The 18500-nt window shown below is 71.1% G+C and carries 13 protein-coding genes and 1 other RNA gene; 8 read left to right on the forward strand and 6 right to left on the reverse strand.

Annotated elements, in window-relative coordinates; translation table 11 throughout:
• Positions 1 to 22 precede the first annotated feature (22 nt).
• Positions 23 to 364: a hypothetical protein gene (locus Voc01_RS16245; protein WP_203928265.1), complete on the reverse strand. Its 342-nt coding sequence runs from the start codon at positions 362 to 364 to the stop codon at positions 23 to 25.
• Between the two features lie 842 nt (positions 365 to 1206).
• Positions 1207 to 1593: RNase P RNA component class A (gene rnpB, locus Voc01_RS16250), an RNA gene on the reverse strand.
• Between the two features lie 47 nt (positions 1594 to 1640).
• Between rnpB and Voc01_RS16255 the strand changes: the two genes are divergently transcribed.
• From Voc01_RS16255 to Voc01_RS16265, 3 genes are all read left to right on the forward strand, one after another.
• On the forward strand, positions 1641 to 2414 hold the full coding sequence (locus tag Voc01_RS16255) for a sulfite exporter TauE/SafE family protein (protein ID WP_203928266.1): 774 nt from the start codon (positions 1641 to 1643) through the stop codon (positions 2412 to 2414).
• A 201-nt stretch (positions 2415 to 2615) separates the two neighbouring features.
• Positions 2616 to 5924, forward strand: coding sequence for a DUF4132 domain-containing protein (locus tag Voc01_RS54075; RefSeq protein WP_203928267.1), 3309 nt, complete (start codon positions 2616 to 2618; stop codon positions 5922 to 5924).
• Positions 5925 to 5995: 71 nt separating this feature from the next.
• Positions 5996 to 6451, forward strand: coding sequence for a hypothetical protein (locus tag Voc01_RS16265; protein WP_203928268.1), 456 nt, complete (start codon positions 5996 to 5998; stop codon positions 6449 to 6451).
• Positions 6452 to 6508: 57 nt separating this feature from the next.
• Here the strand turns inward: Voc01_RS16265 and Voc01_RS16270 are convergent, their stop codons facing one another.
• A complete protein-coding gene (locus tag Voc01_RS16270) occupies positions 6509 to 6958 on the reverse strand; it encodes a YdeI/OmpD-associated family protein (RefSeq protein WP_203928269.1) in 450 nt (149 codons plus the stop codon).
• A 40-nt stretch (positions 6959 to 6998) separates the two neighbouring features.
• Here Voc01_RS16270 and Voc01_RS16275 point away from each other — a divergent pair, with 40 nt between their 5' ends.
• Positions 6999 to 7673 (forward strand): HAD family hydrolase, encoded by a 675-nt coding sequence (locus tag Voc01_RS16275; protein WP_203928270.1) that lies wholly within the window; start codon positions 6999 to 7001, stop codon positions 7671 to 7673.
• A 58-nt stretch (positions 7674 to 7731) separates the two neighbouring features.
• On the forward strand, positions 7732 to 9546 hold the full coding sequence (recQ, locus tag Voc01_RS16280; RefSeq protein WP_239160237.1) for a DNA helicase RecQ: 1815 nt from the start codon (positions 7732 to 7734) through the stop codon (positions 9544 to 9546).
• 93 nt (positions 9547 to 9639) lie between these two features.
• On the opposite strand, the gene Voc01_RS16285 is transcribed toward recQ, so the two are convergent.
• From Voc01_RS16285 to Voc01_RS16295, 3 genes are all read right to left on the reverse strand, one after another.
• Positions 9640 to 11568 (reverse strand): glycoside hydrolase family 127 protein, encoded by a 1929-nt coding sequence (locus Voc01_RS16285; RefSeq protein WP_203928271.1) that lies wholly within the window; start codon positions 11566 to 11568, stop codon positions 9640 to 9642.
• 195 nt (positions 11569 to 11763) lie between these two features.
• Positions 11764 to 13272 carry an L-arabinose isomerase gene (gene araA / locus Voc01_RS16290; protein ID WP_203928272.1) on the reverse strand — a complete coding sequence of 503 codons (1509 nt, stop codon included), beginning with the start codon at positions 13270 to 13272 and terminating at the stop codon, positions 11764 to 11766.
• 44 nt (positions 13273 to 13316) lie between these two features.
• Positions 13317 to 14000 carry an L-ribulose-5-phosphate 4-epimerase gene (locus tag Voc01_RS16295; protein ID WP_373873826.1) on the reverse strand — a complete coding sequence of 228 codons (684 nt, stop codon included), beginning with the start codon at positions 13998 to 14000 and terminating at the stop codon, positions 13317 to 13319.
• Positions 14001 to 14163: 163 nt separating this feature from the next.
• Between Voc01_RS16295 and araB the strand changes: the two genes are divergently transcribed.
• From araB to Voc01_RS16310, 3 genes are all read left to right on the forward strand, one after another.
• Positions 14164 to 15810 carry a ribulokinase gene (gene araB / locus Voc01_RS16300; protein WP_203928273.1) on the forward strand — a complete coding sequence of 549 codons (1647 nt, stop codon included), beginning with the start codon at positions 14164 to 14166 and terminating at the stop codon, positions 15808 to 15810.
• Between the two features lie 317 nt (positions 15811 to 16127).
• Positions 16128 to 17135 carry a LacI family DNA-binding transcriptional regulator gene (locus tag Voc01_RS16305; protein WP_203928274.1) on the forward strand — a complete coding sequence of 336 codons (1008 nt, stop codon included), beginning with the start codon at positions 16128 to 16130 and terminating at the stop codon, positions 17133 to 17135.
• A 28-nt stretch (positions 17136 to 17163) separates the two neighbouring features.
• Positions 17164 to 18498 carry an extracellular solute-binding protein gene (locus tag Voc01_RS16310; RefSeq protein ID WP_203928275.1) on the forward strand — a complete coding sequence of 445 codons (1335 nt, stop codon included), beginning with the start codon at positions 17164 to 17166 and terminating at the stop codon, positions 18496 to 18498.
• The last annotated feature ends 2 nt before the right edge of the window (positions 18499 to 18500 follow it).

Consider the following 18500-nt stretch of genomic DNA (forward strand, 5'->3'; position numbering starts at 1 on the left):
GTCAGCATGTGGGTAGCCGTTGTCAACTTGGTGACGTTACTTCGGACTCTGCTGCTATGCGTGCATCCCGCAACTCGTTCAAGTTGAAGTTCATTTTCGACTCAAGCAGCTGTGCGAGTGCCGGCTTATCGGGCATTTGAGTGATCCTCAGGAGAAAAAGATAAAAAAGCCCGATTCCGCGAGCGACCAAATCATCGCCCTCCTCAGCAAGGTACTGCTGAAAGTCCGCTCTTAGCATCCAGTTCCGCGCGAACCGCCACAGCAGCTCCCCCTCGGCAGCAAGAGTAGCATCGAGGTCGATAATCTGATGGAGATCGATCATTCGCAGCTCGTCGACGCGATCGGAGATGTAGTACAGAAGCACTCTGCTACGGAGTCGCTGCTTGGTCGCCTTTGCAATTCGACTCTCTATACGCAACAAGGTCTTTGAATTCAGCACGTACGAAGCTAGTGAATCCTGGTCAATTTCAACTGCTAGCTCATTGTTATTGACCGCGTCTTCTACCTCGCGTTTATGTGCGGACAGCTGATCTCGCAACTTCGTAAATTCGTTATCAACGAATTCCAGAATACTCGCGAGGTTACAGGGCTCCGAAGCCCGCCATACGATTCGGGGGCTAACTGCGGACGACGTCAAGGCCGTTCGTGGGTCTGGAAACTGCCGAATCTGCCTCTTCAGAATCAAGGCGCCGCGCAAGCGCGGCGCGGCCGGAACCGGCTCGGCGCGCCGCGCTCTGGACCTTCGGCCCGCCGCGCACGCGCCGGCCGCCCGGCCCCACTTGGCAGGGCCGTGTCGATCGCGAGGATCGGCGGCCCACGACGAGCTCGGGGCGATCGCTGCCGCACCGCTCCGCGGCTTGCCGCCGAGACGATTGGGTCGACCACCGTCGAGGTCGACGAGGACCAGGCCGCCGAAAGGCATCCCCCGAAGCCGAATCGTCCACGGCGACCAGCCAGCGTCAAGGGCGCTACGCGTCGGCACGCCGATGGCCTGCGGCCACCCTTGACCCCGACCGGCCACCGCAGGAGCCGGCATCGATCGGGGGATGCGGAGGAGTCCGAGAAGCCCCGAGATCAGGACGTCTCCAGGACGTCAGGACGCGCTCAGGACGTCCCAGGAGGACCGACAGTGACCAACGTCAGCCAACGACGAAAGCCCATACCCGCAGGTCAAGCACCGTCACAACCCCAAGGCCAGGAGAGCGACGGACGAGTTGGCCTGTACGCCGGGTTCTGTCGCCCACTCCCGTGGGCTGGCGACCATCCATCTCGGCCTGCCGTTGCCGACAGGCTCCAGCGGCCTACCCGCAGACTCGGGCGGGCAGCCCTCGATCGCCTGCGCAGACCTTGCGGTCCTCTTGGCCTTGCTCCGGGTGGGGTTTACCTAGCCACCCCGGTCGCCCGGGGTGCTGGTGGGCTCTTACCCCACCGTTTCACCCTTACCGCCCCCGCCAGGCAGGGACGGCGGTCTGTTCTCTGTGGCACTGTCCCGCGGGTCGCCCCGGGTTGCCGTTAACAACCACCCTGCCCTGTGGAGCCCGGACGTTCCTCGGCGGCACCTCGCGGCACCGACGCGGTCGCCCGGCCAACTCGTCCGTCGCCGGATCATTGTAAAGGTCTACGGGTAACGTCGGCGGGCGATGGAACCCACCGACGTCGTCCTGCTCATCGTCGCCGGCGTTGCGGCCGGCATCGTCAACGGCTTCGCCGGCGGCGGGTCACTGATCACGTTCCCGGCGCTCATCGCCACCGGCCTGTCGCCGGTGAGCGCTAACGTCACGAACTCGCTGTCGGTGGTCCCCGGATATGCGGCAAGTGCATATGGGACCCGCAAAGACCTGGCCGAGCTGATGGGCGACCGGCGTGGGGCGGTCTGGCGGCTGATCCCGACGGCGGTGGCCGGCGGGGTCGTCGGCTGCGCGCTGCTGCTCCTCGCTCCGGCCCGGGCGTTCGACTACATCGTGCCGTTCCTGGTGCTCGGGGCGGCGGCGATCCTGGCGTTCCAGAACCGGCTGCGTGCCGTGGTCGGCCACCCGCAGGACCTGTCACCCCGTCGCCGCACGCTGGCGATGCACGGCATCGTCGCCGGCATGACGATCTACGGCGGCTACTTCGGCGCGGCGATGGGCGTGATGGCCGTCGCCGGTCTGGGCCTGGTCATCGCCGACACGATGGCGCGGATCAGCGCCCTGAAGAACGTCATCTCGACGACGGTCGGCCTGACGACGGTGGTCGTGTTCTCGATCTTCGGCCCGGTCGACTGGCTGGCCGTTGCGGTGGTCGCACCGGCGACGATCGTCGGCGGATACAGCGGTGCGCGCATGGCCCGGCGGCTGCGCAGCGACGTGCTGCGCTGGATCATCGTATGCTTCGCGGTCGCGGTCGGGGTGGTCCTGCTGGTACGCGCGTTCTGACGGGCCGCCCGGCTGCTGGGTGCGTCCTCACGGGTTGGCGCTCGTCGGCGACGGGTGTGGGCGCCGACCTGCCGGCAGAACGGTCAGCCCGGCGCCGACACCGTGGCGCCGTCGCGCGCGTAGGCCACGCCACCGCGCGGGACGGAAATTGTCGGTGGCTCTCAGTACCGTGACGGCACACCGAATCGGGGGAGGGTGACCATGGCGGTCGATGAGGACGCGTTCGTCGTTCCCAGTTCCTGGTACCGCAGCAGGGTTCCGCGGCGCGGCAGCCCGGGTGTCCGTCCGGTCGGGCCGGCGCCCACCGCCGCTGCCGGCGCCGCCGCGGTGCTGGCCGGCAGCGACCGGGTTCTCCGCGAGACGCTCGGCTTCCCCGAGACCGACCCCGAGATCGCCGAGGCCGGGTTCGCGTACCTCGACGGCCGGATCAGCCCGCTCGGTGCGGCGGCCGTGGCCGTCGCGGCGATCCGGTACACCAGCTACAAGGACCGCGACCGGCTCACCGTCTTCGCCGACGCGTGGTTCGCCGCGCCCGGGCCCGCGTTCGCCGCCGAGGCGTTCGCGGCGATGATGTCGATGTCGCTGGAGCAGGTCGCGGCGCCGGCGCAGGGGCAGCCGCGGCAGAACGCCTTCCATCAGCCGGTGCGGTGGTACGTGCCCGGTGCGCAGGCCAACCACTGGTACACCGAGCTCATCCTCGGCGGGGCACTCCGGCTGCGCGTCCTCCTCGCCGGGCTGCCCGAGGCCGAATATGCCGGGGTCGTGGCCGCGCTCGAGGGGGCGCGCGGCGCCGGCCTGGTGCGGCGGGTCGCGACCTCGTGTCTGGCGCCCGACCGGGTCGACTGGGTCTCCGACGACTGCGCGGCGGTCGGTGCCGCCGGCGCCGCCGACCTCGCGTCGACCCTGATGTACGCGGTCTCCACGCCCGGCCACGTCGAGTCCATCCACGACCTGGTGCAGCCCTGGTGGGTGCAGTACCGCAAGCCGGTGCTCCCCACGGTCGTCGAGGCGATGGGACCGGCGGCGGCCGGCCTCGTGGCCGAATGGCTCGACTACGAGCACTCGCGTACGGACTTCCGCCGCCGGCTCACGTCGGCCCTCGCGGTGCTGCCGGGCGACGAGGCGTTCCGGCACCTGGTCGAGCGGGCCGACGACACGCTCGTGCGGCCGGCGGTGCTCGACGCGGCCCGTCGGTTCCCGCGGCGCGGGCTGCGGCTGCTCGCCGCCGACGGGCGCCGGCCGGTCGTCGAGCTGCTGCGCACGCACGTCTCCGGGTTCCCCGAGCTGGCCGCGGAGCTCGCGCCCACGCTGCCACCCGACGCGCGGGCGCGGGTCGAGAAGATCCTCGCGGAGGGCGAGGGGGTGGTCGACGCTCCGGCCGCGAGCCTGCCGCCGGTGCTGGCCGATCCGCCCTGGCTGCGTCGGCGCTCCGCCGTCAGGCCCGTGGTCGTCGAGGTCCCCGCGCCCGTGGAGCCCACCACGGTCCGGTGGCTGCCCGGCGAGCGCGACAAGTGGCTCGCCACCGACCGGTTCCAGAGCTGGCGGCGGCTGCCGTGGGAGACCCAGGCGGAGCACGTCCGGGCCGGCACCGCCAGCTGGTACGACGCGCAGGCGTTCTTCCTGCGGGCGCCCGAGGAGCTGGCGCGGCCGCTGATCGGCGCGTGGCGGGTGCCGAACACGTGGGGCGCCGGCGACTGGACACCGCGGCTGGCGGCCCGGTTCGAGGTCGACGCCCTGCCGGTGCTGCTCGACCTCGCCCAGCGCAAGCCGGTCACGTGCGCGGCGGCGCTGCTGCCGTTCGGGTCACCGGAGATCGTGCTGCTCATGGCCGACTGGTTCGGCCGGCTGAAGTCGGTGCGGGCCACCGGGCACGCCTACTTCGTCCGGCACGCGGGGGTGTCGGCGCGCACGCTCGTCCCGGCGGCGCTGGCGAAGCCGGGCACCGGGCGGCGCCAGGCCGAGCACGCGCTCCGGGCACTGGCCGCGGCGGGTCACGGCGACGGGGTCCGCGCGGCGGCCGCGGCGCACGGCGGGCAGGCGGTCGCCGCGATCGACACGCTGCTCGGCACCGATCCGGTCGACATCCTGCCGGCCCGGGTGCCTGTGGTGCCGGTCTGGGCCGATCCGGCGGCGCTTCCCCGCGTCCGGCTGCGTGCCGGTGGGGTGATGCCGGCCGCCGCCGCCGGTCACCTGCTCACGATGCTGGCGATGTCGCGGCTGAGCGAGCCGTACGCGGGCATCGAGCAGGTGCGGGCTGCGGCCGAACCCGACGACCTGGCCGGCTTCGCGTGGGCGCTGTTCCGGCTGTGGCAGGCATCCGGGTCGCCGGCGAAGGACGGCTGGGTGCTCGACGCGCTCGGCCTGCTCGGCGACGACGAGACGGTCCGCCGGTTCACGCCGGTGATCCGGGCGTGGCCGGGCGAGGGCGGGCACTCCCGCGCGGTCGCCGGGCTCGACGTCCTGGCCGCGATCGGCACCGACGTGGCCCTGATCCACCTCAACGGCATCGCGCAGAAAGTGAAGTTCCGCGCGCTGCGCGACCGTGCCGCCGAGAAGATCGACGAGGTGGCCGAGGCCCTGGGCCTCACGGCCGAACAGCTCGCCGACCGCCTCGTCCCCGACCTGGGTCTCGACGGGTCGGGCGGCCTCACGCTCGACTTCGGTCCGCGGCAGTTCAGCGTGCGCTTCGACGAGCTTCTCAAGCCGTACGTCGTCGACGGCGCCGGCAACCGCCGCAAGGACCTGCCCAAGCCCGCCGCCTCCGACGACGCCGACCTGGCGGCGGCGGCCCGTCAACGGTTCTCGGCCCTGAAGAAGGACGTGCGCGCGGTCGCCGCCGACCAGATCCACCGGCTCGAGCGGGCGATGGTCACGCGGCGGCGGTGGTCGGTGCGGGAGTTCCGCGAGCTGTTCGTCGCGCACCCCCTCCTCGTGCACGTGGTCCGGCGCCTGGTCTGGCTCGTCCACGACGGGGCCGGCCCCGACGCCGGCACCGTCACGGGCGCCATCCGTGTGGCGGAGGACCGCACCTTCGCCGATGTCGCCGACGAGCCCGTCACCCTGCCCGACACGGCCACCGTCTCGGTCGCCCATCCGATGCTGCTCGGTGCCGACCTGGCCGCCTGGGCCGACCTCTTCGCCGACTACGAGATCCTGCCGCCGTTCCCCCAACTGGCACGCGAGGTGCACCGGCTCGCGCCCGGAGACGAGTCCGGAGACCTCGACCGCTTCGCCGGCCGCGTCGTCGAGACCGTGCGCCTGCTGCAACTCGAACGCAGCGGCTGGGAACGCCAGCACCCGCAGGACGCCGGCTGGCAGGGCTACTGGCAGCTCGACCTGCCCGACGGCACCACGGCCACGCTGGGCATGGACCCGGGCATGATCGTCGGCAACGTGAACTTCGCGCCCGAACAGAAGATCACGCACGTGAGCCTGTACCCGGGCGCCGACCGCCTCGACCCGCTGGTCCTGTCCGAGATCATCCGCGACCTCGAAGCCGTCACCGGCTGAGCCACGACGCCGGGTCAGCGGCTGGGACATGTGGCTCGACCCGGCCGACAACCAGGCCGGGGACGCACACCGTGGAGCACCGGGCCATCGACGCGGCCGGCAACCTCGGGCCGGCGGCGAGCTACCGGGCGACCGTGCTGCCCGGGTCGTCGCCCATGTGCACCCGGACCCTCACCGGCCGGCAGCCCTCGGTCACCGTGTCGACGGGCGTCACGTGCCTGACCAACGCGCAGGTCACCGGCCAGGTGACGGTGCGTCCCGGCGCGTCGCTGGTGATGCGCGACAGCACGGTCAGCGGCACGTCACGTGACGTGACCCTCGCCGGCAACCGGTTCAACGGCGCGGTCGTGCTGACCGGCAACACGCAGGTCACCGCGAACGAGCGGTACTCGCGTCTGGCCGGGCCGTACGGTCCGGTGATGGTGGGCAACCAGGTCACCGGTGCCCTCAGCTGCTCGGGCAACAGCGCATCGGTGAAGGACTTCGGCGCACCGAACACGGTGCGGGGAGCCCAGGCCGGCTGCTGAGGTCCGTGCGCCGGCCTTCCGCGCGGAACGCGGTGGGCCGGCGCACAGGGCAGACGGTCAGCGGGCGCGGCCGTCGCGGAGCATCGCCACCGACTTCGCCACGCGCGCCGCCCGGGTCTCCGGTTTCTTCGCGCCGGTGATCTGTTCGGCGTGCCACCGCTGGTTGCTGTACGACATCGTGGCCCAGAACTCCCGGGCGGCCGGGTCGGCGTCGAGGGCGGCGGCCAGGTCGCCGGGTACCTCGATCTCGCGCGGGGCGGCGTCGAGGGCGATGTCCAGGTCGAGGACGTCGCCGGCCGTGATACCGGCCTCCGCGCGTCGCTCGGCGCTGACGCCCAGCCAGTACCCACCGCCCATCCGGGCGATCGAGCTGCGGAACGTGAACCCGTTGACCGTCACCACGACCTTCGGGCGTCCGCCCCCACCCAGCTCCCCGACGAACGCGTCGGGAAGGTGGAACCCGGTCGTGTTACCGCCCGTGGCCTGCAGTTCGCCGCTGAACCTCATGCCGCCAGCCTAAGGTGCGGGCCCGGTTAGCATGGTCGGCATGCCACAGCCCGTGATCTTCGATCTGTACAACACGTTGATCGACGGCGCTGACGAGGAGCGCGACCGCGCGCTGCGGGAGATGGCCGCCCTCCTCGGGGTCACCCCCGCCGACCTGCTGAGGGTGTACCGCGAGTCGTGGCCGGAACGGCTCGTGGGCTGGGGCGTCGCCGAGACCGTGCGGATCATGGCCGGCCGGCTCGGGATCGACGCCACGGCGCAGCAGGTGGCGACCGCCGCGGAGCTGCGGCGGTCGTTGCCGAGGCGGCTGTTCGAGCTGGTGTCCGACGAGACCCTGGCCGTGCTCGACGGGCTGCGCGCCGACGGGCACCCGCTGGGCGTGCTCAGCAACGCGACGGCGGAGTCGGCCGAGGCGTGGCCGTCCGGGCCGCTGGCCAGCCGGTTCGACGTGGTGATCTTCTCCAGCGTGGTCGGGTTGGCCAAGCCCGACCCGGCGGTCTACCGGCTGGCCGCCGCCGGGCTCGGCGCCGTGCCGGAGGAGTGCGTGTTCGTCGGCGACGGCGCCGACGGGGAGCTGCCGGGTGCGGCGGGCGTCGGCATGACCGTGTTCCGGACGGTCGAGTTCCGCGACACGTTGTCCGGTTGGTCCGGCCCCGTGATCGACATGCTCGCCGACCTGCCTGGGGTACTTCGCGAGCTTTCGTCCGTCCAATAATGTCGCCCGACCCCCGGCGGCCCGCGGCGGTGGCGGCGCGCGCCGTAGGATCTGCCGGGTGGAAACCGCGGTGGAGGTCCTCAACCGGGTCTGGGGGTACGCCGGCTTCCGTGGCCAGCAGGCCGAGATCATCGACCATGTGATCGGCGGCGGCGACGCGCTCGTCCTCATGCCCACGGGCGGCGGCAAGTCGCTCTGCTACCAGATTCCGGCGCTCGTGCGTCCCGGCGTCGCGGTCGTGGTCTCACCCTTGATCGCGTTGATGCAGGACCAGGTCGACGCGCTGCGCACGCTCGGCGTGCGCGCCGGTTTCCTCAACTCCACGCAGGACCCCGACGAGCGGCGCCTGATGGAGTACGCGTTCCGCAACGGCGAGCTCGACCTGCTGTACGTGGCGCCCGAGCGGGTCAGCGTGCGGGCCACCCAGGAGCTGTTCGACAGCGCGAAGATCGCGCTCTTCGCCATCGACGAGGCGCACTGCGTGTCGCAGTGGGGCCACGACTTCCGTCCCGACTACCTGCAGCTGTCGATGCTGCACGAGCGGTGGCCCGACGTTCCGCGGATCGCGCTCACCGCGACGGCGACCGTCGCGACGCGCACCGAGATCGCGCAGCGGCTCAACCTCGGCGACGCCCGGCACTTCACGGCGAGCTTCGACCGGCCCAACATCCAGTACCGCATCGTGCCGAAGAACAGCCCGCAGAAGCAGCTGCTCGGGCTGCTGCAGGCCGAGCACGCGGGCGAGTCCGGCATCGTCTACTGCCTGTCCCGGGCGTCGGTGGAGAAGACCGCGGAGTTCCTGGTGCAGCAGGGCATCCGGGCGATGCCGTACCACGCCGGCCTCGACTCCGGCATGCGTGCGCGCAACCAGTCGCGGTTCCTGCGCGAAGACGGCATCGTCATGGTCGCGACGATCGCGTTCGGCATGGGCATCGACAAGCCCGACGTCCGGTTCGTGGCGCACCTCGACCTGCCCAAGTCGGTGGAGGGCTACTACCAGGAGACCGGGCGCGCCGGGCGCGACGGCCTGCCCTCGACCGCGTGGCTGGCCTACGGGCTGCAGGACGTGGTGCAGCAGCGTCGCCTCATCGACACGTCGGAGGGCGACCTCGCGCACCGCCGCAACATGTCGGCGCACCTCGACGCGATGCTCGCGCTGTGCGAGACCGTCGAGTGCCGGCGCGCGCAGATCCTCGGCTACTTCGGCGAGCAGACCGACGAGAAGTGCGGCAACTGCGACACCTGCCTGCAGCCGCCCGAGGCCTGGGACGGCACGGTCGCCGCGCAGAAACTCCTGTCGACGGTGCTGCGGCTGCAGCGCGAACGCGGTCAGAAGTTCGGCGCCGGCCAGTCGATCGACATCCTGATGGGCAAGACGACCGACAAGGTCACCCAGTTCCGCCACGACCAGCTCAGCGTGTTCGGCGTCGGTGCCGACCTGCGCGAGCCGGAGTGGCGCGGCGTCGTGCGCCAGCTGCTCGCGCAGGGGTTGCTGTCCGTCGAGGGCGACTACGGGACGCTCGTGCTCACCGACCGCAGCGCGTCGGTGCTCCGCGGCGAGTCGAAGGTGATGATGCGCCGCGAGGTCACCCGTCCCGGCGCCGCGAAGACCTCGAAGCCGAAGGGCGCCGCGCCGGCGGTCGACCTGCCGGCCGAGGCCGCGCCGCTGTTCGAGAAGCTGCGCGCCTGGCGCACGGGCGTCGCCCGCGAACAGGGCATGCCCCCGTACGTCATCTTCCACGACGCCACGCTGCGCGCGATCGCGGCGCTGAACCCGTCGACCCTGCAGGAACTGTCCACTGTGAACGGTGTGGGCGAGAACAAGCTGGCCAAGTTCGGCCAGCAGGTCCTCGACACCCTGGCTGCAGAGTAGGAAAGCGGTGGTCGCGTTCGCGCTGACCATGCCGCACCCGCCCATGAGAGACTGGGTGCGGCCGGTGACATCGGCACGACGGCCGGGCTCCTGCTAGAGCTTCCGGGCGGGGACGAAGACGCGCATCACCGAGGGGCCGCGGTTGGCCCACAGGTGGTACGGGACCGCGGTCAGGGTGACCTCGCGGCCCTCCGCCGACGGCTCGTCGCCCAGCGTGGCCCAGCCCTGTGCCGACCAGGCCGAGTCGTCGCGGGCGAGGCCGGTCGCCGTGATGGTGACGGTCTCGCCGCCGGGGAGGTCGGTGCGCAGGTGCTCCTCCAGCGGGCGGGAGACCAGCAGTTCGACGTGGTTGAGGTCGACGCACTCCTCCTGGTCGGTGCTCTCCAGGCAGTAGACGACCGGGCCGCGTTCGATCGCCACCGTGCCGCGTAGCGCGTCGGCCGCGGGGTGCGCGACCGTGAGCCGGGGCGGCATCGGGAGCGTGAGCACCACGGTGTCGCCGGCCCGCCAGGACCGGCGCAGCTCCAGATATCCCTTGCGGAAAAGGGGTTCCGCCGCCTCGCCGTTGACGGTGACCGTCGCGCCGGCGCACCAACGCGGCACGCGCAGCGCGAGTGTCCACTCGGGACTGTCCACTGTGGCCACCCGGAGCTCGACCGTGGCGTCGAGGGGATAGCGGGTGCGCACCTCCAGCGTGGCCGGGCCGGCGTCGACGGTGGCCGGAACGTACTGGTGGACCTGCACGCCGTCGCCGGTGGCCGTGGCCAGGTAGGCGCCCAGGCTCGCCACGGTGCGCATCACGTTGGGCGGGCAGCAGGCGCACGCGAACCACGGCGGCCGGGTGCCGGGCGCGTCGGCGCGCGTGGGCCGCTCGCCGTCGGTGGGTGCGGCGGGACGCTTCACCCGGCGCTGGGCCGGGTTGTTGTAGAAGAACCCGCACCGGTCGACCGACGTGCTCGCCGCGAACAGGTTGAACAGCGAGCGCTCGATCGAGTCGGCGTAACGGCTCTCGCCGGTGGCGAGCAGCAGCCGCCACGACAGCATGACGTTGCCGATCGTCGCGCACGTCTCGCCGTACACGAGGTCGGGCGGCAGCTCGTACTCGTCGCCGAACGCCTCGCCCTCGAAGCGCGAGCCGACCGCGCCGTTGAGGTACATCTTGGTGGCGTGCAACGACTCCCACTGGCGCACGGCGGAGTCGAGGAGGGCCCGCTCGCCGGTCTCCAGATAGACGTCGACCACGCCGCACAGCAGGTACAGGGCGCGTACGGCGTGCCCGACGACCGTGGTCTCCTCGCGCACCGGGGTGGCGTCCTGGAAGTACGCGGAACCGAAGTGGTGCGGCTCCAGCACGCCGTGCCCGCGCACGTCGACGAGCTGCTGCGCCAGGCCGAGGTAGGCCCGGTCGCCGGTGACCCGGTACAGCTCCACGAGCGCCATCTCGATCTCGGGATGGCCGTCGGTGTCGGGGCGCCGGTGGTCGGCGAAGTCGCGCACGACCACGTCGGCGGCCCTCTTCGCGACCTCGAACAGCTCGCCGCCGCCGGTGACCCGCTGGTCGGCGACCCCGGCCTGGATCAGGTGCCCGATGCAGTACAGCTCGTGGCCGTTGGTGAGGTCCTCCCACCGCTTCTCGTGGCCACCCTGCACGTAGGAGTTGATGTACCCGTCGCCCTGCTGTGCGCGTCCCATGACGGCCGTAAGCTCGGCCACCGACCGGCTCAACCCTTCCGACGGCGCGCGACCGAGTTCCCAGGCGATCGCCTCCAGCGTCTTGTACACGTCGGAGTCGCTGAACCAGAAGCCGCGGTGCTTCCCGCCCGTGGCGCCGTCGCCGGCGCGGCGCAGGTTCTCGACCGAGCCGTCGCGTTCGAGCCAGGCGAGCGCGTGCGGGGTGGTGGCGTCGCGGTTGTCGCGCTGCCACCGGGCCCACCAACCGTCGGTGAGCCGCACCTCGCCGAGGCCGAGCGGCCGCAGCGCGGTGTGGTCGGTGGACCGGGGGACGACGGGTGCCGCTGTCATCTGTTCTCCTTACCCCCGCATGGCGCCGGCGACCAGGCCGCTGACGTAGAAGCGCTGCAGTACGACGTACAGCACCACGCAGGGAATCATCGCGACGACCACGCCGAAACGGCAGCAGCGGCAAGCAGGACGGCGACGATGGAGCGTAGGACGTGGTTGCGGGTGGATCGCATGTCCTCTCCTTGTATGAGGGTGTCAGAACCCCCGCGCGAGTCGGTGGTACGCCTGGCTCCAACGCAGTTCGTCGGCGAAGCGGCGGGTGGTGGTGCCGGCATCGATGACGACCAGTTCGGTGCCGGTCATCTCGGCGAGGTCGTGCAGTTCCTCGGTGGTCACCGCGCGCGAGAGCGCGGTGTGGTGCGGTCCGCCGGCCATCAGCCAGGTCTCGGCGGCAGTCGGGAGGTCCGGTTCGGGCCGCCAGACCGCGCGGGCCACGGGCAGCCTCGGCAGTGGCTGCGCCGGTGGCACGACCTCGATCTCGTTGGCGACCAGCCGGAACCGGTCGCCGAGGTCCATGAGACCGACGACGATCGCCGGTCCGGGCTCGGCGTCGAACACCAGCCGCACCGGGTCCTCCCGGCCGCCGATGCCCAGCGGGTGGATCTCGCACGACGGCGTGCCGGCGGCGATCGACGGGCAGACCTCGAGCATGTGCGCGCCGAGCGTGCGCTCGCGGCCCGGCGTGAGGTCGTAGGTGTAGTCCTCCATGAACGACGTGCCGCCGGGCTTGCCGGCCGACATCGCCTTGAGCGTGTGGACGAGCACCGACGTCTTCCAGTCGCCCTCGCCCCCGAACCCGTAGCCGTCGGCCATCAGCCGCTGCACGGCGAGGCCGGGCAGCTGGCGCAGCCCGCCGAGGTCCTCGAAGTTCGTCGTGAACGCTTTGAAGCCGCCGTTCGTCAGGAACTCGCGCAGCCCGATCTCGATGCGGGCGGCGTACCGCAGCGAGTCGCGGCGCGCGCCGTCGGGACCCATCGCATCGACCACCGTGTAGAGGTCGTCGTACTCGGCCACGAGCTTCTCGATCGCCGCGTCAGAGACCGCGTCGACGGCGTCGACCAGGTCGTTGACGCCGTAGCTGTTGACCGACACCCCGAACCGCAGCTGCGCCTCGACCTTGTCGCCCTCGGTGACCCCGACCTCGCGCATGTTGTCGCCGAACCGGGCGAGCTTGAGCGAGCGCATCGCGGCGTAGCCGATCGCGGCCCGGGCCCACGCGCCGATCCGCGTGGTGACGCGGGGGTCGACGACGTGGCCGGCGACGGTCTTGCGGGCCACGCCGAGGCGCGTCTGCATGTACCCGAACTCGCGGTCGCCGTGCGCGGCCTGGTTGAGGTTCATGAAGTCCATGTCGATCTCGGCCCAGGGCAGCTCGACGTTGGACTGCGTGTGCAGGTGCAGCAACGGCTCCCGCAGCGCGTCGAGCCCGGCGATCCACATCTTCGCCGGCGAGAACGTGTGCATCCACGCGATCACCCCGACGACGGCCGGGTCGGCGTTGGCCTCGCGCACCACCGTCAGGATCTCGGCGGAGCTGGTGAGAACCGGCTTCCACACGATCCGGACGGGGATGTCGGCGCTGTCGGCGAGCCGGGCGGCGATCTCCCGGGACTGGTCTGCCACCTGCTCCAGGGTCTGCGGACCGTACAGTCCTTGGCTTCCCGTGAGGAACCACACCTCGGCGGCGGTGTCCTGAAGACTCATACGGGCAGTCCCTTCCGGATCTCGGGGTGTCTGTGGAGCACGGTTCACCTTTGGCCGTACACGTTCTGGTAACGCTCGAACAACGAGTCGATGGCCTGCTCGGGCAGCCGCTGGACCGGGCCGAGCTGGCGGGCGAAGTGGACGGTGCGGGCCACGTCCTCGCACATCACCGCCGCCTTGACGGCGGACCGGGCGGAGGCGCCGATCGTGAACGGGCCGTGCTGGCGCATCAGCACCGCCGGCGAGCGGTGGCCGCGCAGCGTCTCGACGATGCCGCGCCCGATCGAGTCGTCGCCGATGAGCGCGAAGGGACCGACCGGGATGTCGCCGCCGAACTCGTCGGCCATCGCGGTGATCACACAGGGGACCGGTTCGCCGCGGGCCGCCCACGCGGTGGCGTAAGGGCTGTGGGTGTGCACGACGCCGCCGACGTGGGGCATGTGGGCGTACACGTAGGCGTGCGCGGCCGTGTCGCTCGACGGGGAGTGCCGCCCGTCGACCAGGTTGGCCTCGAGGTCGGTGACGACCATGGTCTCCGGGGTCAGCTCGTCGTAGCTCACGCCCGACGGTTTGATCACAAGGAGGTCGGCGCCGGGGACGCGGGCCGAGACGTTGCCGCTGGTCCACGTGACCAGTCCCCAGCGGACGAGTTCGGCGTGCAGGCGGCAGACCTCGCCTCGAAGCCGCTCGATGTCTTGCAGCACCGGGGACGGGTACAGGTCGGACAGCGTCAAGACGGCTTCCCCCAAGGTCTTGTTATCGCTAACATGTCAAGCCGATCAACAGTATTGCGGAAGATGGATGGGCGCGTTTCGTGAGTGTTACCGCTATCATTCGCGGCGTCAAGAGTCACCTCCGAAAACGTTTTCGAAGAGTTCAGGGAGCGTGCCCATGTCAAGTTATGTGATCGGCGTCGATTACGGCACTCTCTCCGGGCGGGCAGTCGTCGTGCGGGTCGGAGACGGCGCGACGATGGGCGAAGCGGTGCACGAGTACGCCCACGGCGTCGTCGAGCGCACGCTGCCGACCTCCGGTGCCCGGCTGCCCCACGACTGGGCGCTGCAGGTGCCGTCGGACTACCTCGACGTCCTCCGGATCGCCGTACCCGAAGCGCTGGCCGCGAGCGGGGTGCCGGCGTCGTCGGTGGTCGGCATCGGCACCGACTTCACCGCGTCGACGCCGATGCCGGTCAAGGCCGACGGCACGCCGCTGTGCGAGGTGCCCGGGTTCGCCGACCGGCCGCACGCCTACGTGAAGCTGTGGAAGCACCACTCGGCCCAGTCGCACGCCGACCGGATCAACGCCGTCGCCGCCGAGCGCGGCGAGCCCTGGCTGGCCCGGTACGGCGGGCGCATCTCGTCGGAGTGGGAGTTCGCCAAGGGCCTGCAACTGCTGGAGGAGGACCCGGAGGCGTACGCCGCCACCGACATCTGGATCGAGGCGGCCGACTGGATCGTCTGGAAGCTGTCCGGCGCCTACGTGCGCAACGCCTGCACCGCCGGCTACAAGGCCGTCTACCAGGACGGCCGGTACCCCGACAAGGACTACCTGGCCGCGCTGAACCCGGAGTTCACCGGCTTCGTCGAGGAGAAGCTGGCCGGTCCGATCGGCGCGCTCGGCGCCCGCGCCGGCGGGCTCACCGCCGAGGCCGCGGCGTGGACCGGGCTGCCGGAGGGCATCGCGGTGTGCGTCGGCAACGTCGACGCCCACGTCGCCGCGGCCACCGCGCAGGCCACGCGGCCCGGTCGCATGGTCCTGATCATGGGGACGTCCACCTGCCACATCATGAACTCCGACGTGCTCGCCGAGGTGCCGGGCATGTGCGGGGTGGTCGACGGCGGCATCGTCGCCGGGCTGTGGGGCTACGAGGCGGGGCAGAGCGGCGTCGGCGACATCTTCGGCTGGTTCGTCGAGCACGGCGTCCCCGCGTCCGCCCGCGACGAGGCCGCCGAGCGCGGCCTGGACCTGCACGACCTGCTGAGCGAGCGCGCCGCCGCGCAGCCGGTGGGCGGGCACGGCCTGATCGCGCTCGACTGGCAGAGCGGCAACCGCTCGGTACTCGTCGACCACGAGCTGTCCGGCGTGATCGTGGGCCTGACGCTGGCGACCCGTCCGGAGGACATCTACCGCGCCCTGCTGGAGGCGACCGCGTTCGGCACCCGCACGATCATCGAGACGTTCGAGGCGTCTGGCGTGCCCGTCGGCGACCTGATCATCGCCGGTGGCCTGGCGAAGAACGCGTTCCTCATGCAGATCTACGCCGACGTCACCAACCGGACGCTCGACGTGCTCGCCTCGGCACAGGGCTCCGCCGTGGGCTCCGCGATCCACGCCGCCGTGGCCGCGGGAGCGTACGAGGACGTGCACGCGGCCGCCGACGCGATGGGCGGCGTCCAGCGCGCCGTGTACCGGCCGGATCCGTCGCGCAAGGCGGCGTACGACGAGCTGTACGCCGAGTACGTGACGCTGCACGACTACTTCGGCCGCGGCGTGAACGACGTCATGCACCGGCTTCGGGCGATCCAGCGCCGCGCGTAGCCCTCGCCCCACGCCCCACCCCGTCCCGCGCGTGCCCTGTGCCGCGCGTGCCCTGCCCTCGTGCGCGCCCACCGCGCCCACCGCGCGTTCCGCCTCTCCGCGTCGATCTTGCAGTTGTGGCCCCACCCTTATGATGATTTGTACGGCTTATCGGCGGCCACAACTGCAAGATCGGCGCCGAAGGAACGCGGATGGAGGAGGCCGAGGGAAGGCGGGGGGAGGGCAGGGTGGCGTAGGACGGCTCTTGACGATCCGCATTGACCGGGATCACAGTGGGGGCCTACGCGAACGCTCGCTCTGCTGCCGAGGGAGGGGAAATGTACGTATCCCTCCGTGATGTGGCGGCCCGCTCGGGCGTGAGCTTCCAGACCGCCAGCAAGGTGCTCAACGGGGTACCGGGGGTGGTCGCGCCCGAGACCCGGGAGCGGATCCTGCGCGCCGCGGCCGAGCTCGGGTACGTGCCCAACGCGATGGCCCGGGGGCTTGTGCGCCGGGCCTCGGTCACCATCGGGGTCGTCGCCGACGAGATCTCCGACCTCGCCATCTCGCAGTTCGTGCTCGCCGCGCAGCGGGCGGCCGCCGTACGGGGGCATGCGGCGCTGGTCAGCACCGTTAACGCTAACAACGAAGCCGGGCTGGCCGTCCGCAAGTTGCTGGAGTACCGGGTCGACGGCATCCTGGCCGCCGCGCCCACGCTCGAGAACGACGCCGGGCTCGGCGCGGCGCTGCGCGGGACGGTGCCGGTGGTGAGCATCCACCGCGTGCACGACGGGGGAGTCCCCACCGTCGGCTCGGACCACACACTCACCGGACTGCTCGCCGCGCGGCACCTTCTGCGCCTCGGTCACACGCGGATCGGCACGATCGCCGGCCCGGCCGGGCGGCAGGTGGTCAAGAGCCGCATGCGGGGGTTCCGCGCCGCGCTCGACGAGGCCGGCCATCCGCTCGACGAGCGGCGCGTCGTCGAGGCCGGCTGGTCGCACGACGGCGGGCACACCGCCGTGCACCAACTGCTCGACTCCGACCCGACGGTGACCGCCGTCTTCGTCCACAACGACGTCATGGCGGTCGGCGCGCTCAAGGCCCTCCACGAGCGCGGCCGGAAGGTCCCCCTCGACTGCTCCCTCGTCAGCTGCGACGACCTGTCCTTCGCCGCATACCTGGTGCCGCCGCTGACGACCATCCGCATCCCGTTCCAGGAAACCGGTGAACGGGCGGCGACCCTGCTCCTGGACCGCATCGGCGGACAACCCATCCCGGCCCGCAACCTGCTGCCGGTGGAACTGGTCGTCCGCGAGTCAACGGGGCCGCCGCCAGACCAGTGATCCGTCATCCCCGTCAGGACGGTGACCAATGAACAGTCCCCCCAACCCCCTCACCCGTCGCACCCTTCTGAGAGCCTCGGTGCTGGGTGCCGCCGCGCTCGGGACCACCGGCTGCTCCGTGATCGGAACCGGCCTCGCCAACACCCAGCTCGACCCCGGCACGGTCTCCTTCTGGAATTTGTTCGGTGGTGGTGACGGCGTCCGCATGCAGCAGATGCTCGACGGCTACCGCAAGGCCAACCCGGGAACCACCCTCGAAGCCGTCACGCTCACGTGGGGAAACCCTTACTACACCAAGCTTTCCCTCTCCACGGTCGGCGACCAGCCGCCGCACGTGGCGGTCAGCCACCTGACCCGCGCGACGACGCTCGTACAGGGCGACCTGCTCCAGGAGCTCAAACCGGAGGACCTGGAACGGCACGGCATGTCGCCGGACAAGTTCAACCGGCGCGCCTGGGAGGCCGGTCTCGTCGACGGGAAGATCTACGCGATCCCCATCGACACCCACCCGTGGGTGCTGTTCTACAACAGGGACATCTGCGGGAAGGCCGGTCTGCTCGACGGCGACGGCAACCTGAAGGAGATCAAGGGACCCGACGCGTTCGCCGACGCGTTGACGAAGGTCAAGGGCGTCACCGGAAAGTTCGGCGCCACGCACGGCATGAACTCCGACACCGCGACGCCGTGGCGGTTCTTCAACACGCTGCACTCGCAGCTCGGCGGCGAGGTGCTGGCCGACAACGGACGGCGCATCGTCCTCGACGACGCCAAGGCCACCCAGGTGCTCGACTACATGCGCTCGCTCACGGTCGAGAAGCAGCTGATCGCGAGCGGCGTCGACTACCAGGCGGCGATCGCCCTGTTCGCCGAGGGGCAGGCCGGCATGCACCTCAACGGCGAGTGGGAGATCACCACGTTCCAGACCGCGAAGATGAACTTCGGCATGACCCTGGTGCCGAACATCTTCGGCGGCGAGTACAAGGTGCACGCCGACTCGCACACGCTGGTGCTTCCGGTGCGGCCCGACCAGGACCGGGCGACGCTCGACCGGTCGCTCGGCTTCATCAAGTCGATGCTCGACCAGAGCCTCACCTGGGCACAGGGCGGCCACGTGCCGTCGTGGCAGCCGTTCGCGGCGAGCGAGGAGTTCAGGAAGCTCACGCCGCAGTCGAACTACGCGGCGGCGGCCGACGCCGCCTCCTACGACCCGCCGGGCTGGTACTCCGGCTCGGGTTCGAACTTCGAGATCGTCATGGGCTCCGCCATCGGCGCGGTCGAGGCGGGACAGATGAGCGTCTCCGCCGCGCTCTCCCAGATCCGCTCGAAGCTGCAGGTCCACGCCGACACCGCTCCGCCGGTGTAACC

The sequence above is a fragment of the Virgisporangium ochraceum genome (assembly GCF_016863655.1).
In the GTDB taxonomy this organism is placed as follows: Bacteria; Actinomycetota; Actinomycetes; order Mycobacteriales; family Micromonosporaceae; genus Virgisporangium; species Virgisporangium ochraceum.

What these genes read in the sequence shown, in the direction of transcription:
- araB (WP_203928273.1), top strand. Translation starts at nt 14,164, where the DNA reads ATGTCAAGTTATGTGATCGGCGTCGATTACGGCACTCTCTCCGGGCGG.
- araA (WP_203928272.1), bottom strand. Translation starts at nt 13,272, where the DNA reads ATGAGTCTTCAGGACACCGCCGCCGAGGTGTGGTTCCTCACGGGAAGC.
- Voc01_RS54075 (WP_203928267.1), top strand. Translation starts at nt 2,616, where the DNA reads ATGGCGGTCGATGAGGACGCGTTCGTCGTTCCCAGTTCCTGGTACCGC.
- Voc01_RS16310 (WP_203928275.1), top strand. Translation starts at nt 17,164, where the DNA reads ATGAACAGTCCCCCCAACCCCCTCACCCGTCGCACCCTTCTGAGAGCC.
- Voc01_RS16255 (WP_203928266.1), top strand. Translation starts at nt 1,641, where the DNA reads ATGGAACCCACCGACGTCGTCCTGCTCATCGTCGCCGGCGTTGCGGCC.
- Voc01_RS16305 (WP_203928274.1), top strand. Translation starts at nt 16,128, where the DNA reads ATGTACGTATCCCTCCGTGATGTGGCGGCCCGCTCGGGCGTGAGCTTC.
- Voc01_RS16270 (WP_203928269.1), bottom strand. Translation starts at nt 6,958, where the DNA reads ATGAGGTTCAGCGGCGAACTGCAGGCCACGGGCGGTAACACGACCGGG.
- Voc01_RS16285 (WP_203928271.1), bottom strand. Translation starts at nt 11,568, where the DNA reads ATGACAGCGGCACCCGTCGTCCCCCGGTCCACCGACCACACCGCGCTG.
- Voc01_RS16275 (WP_203928270.1), top strand. Translation starts at nt 6,999, where the DNA reads ATGCCACAGCCCGTGATCTTCGATCTGTACAACACGTTGATCGACGGC.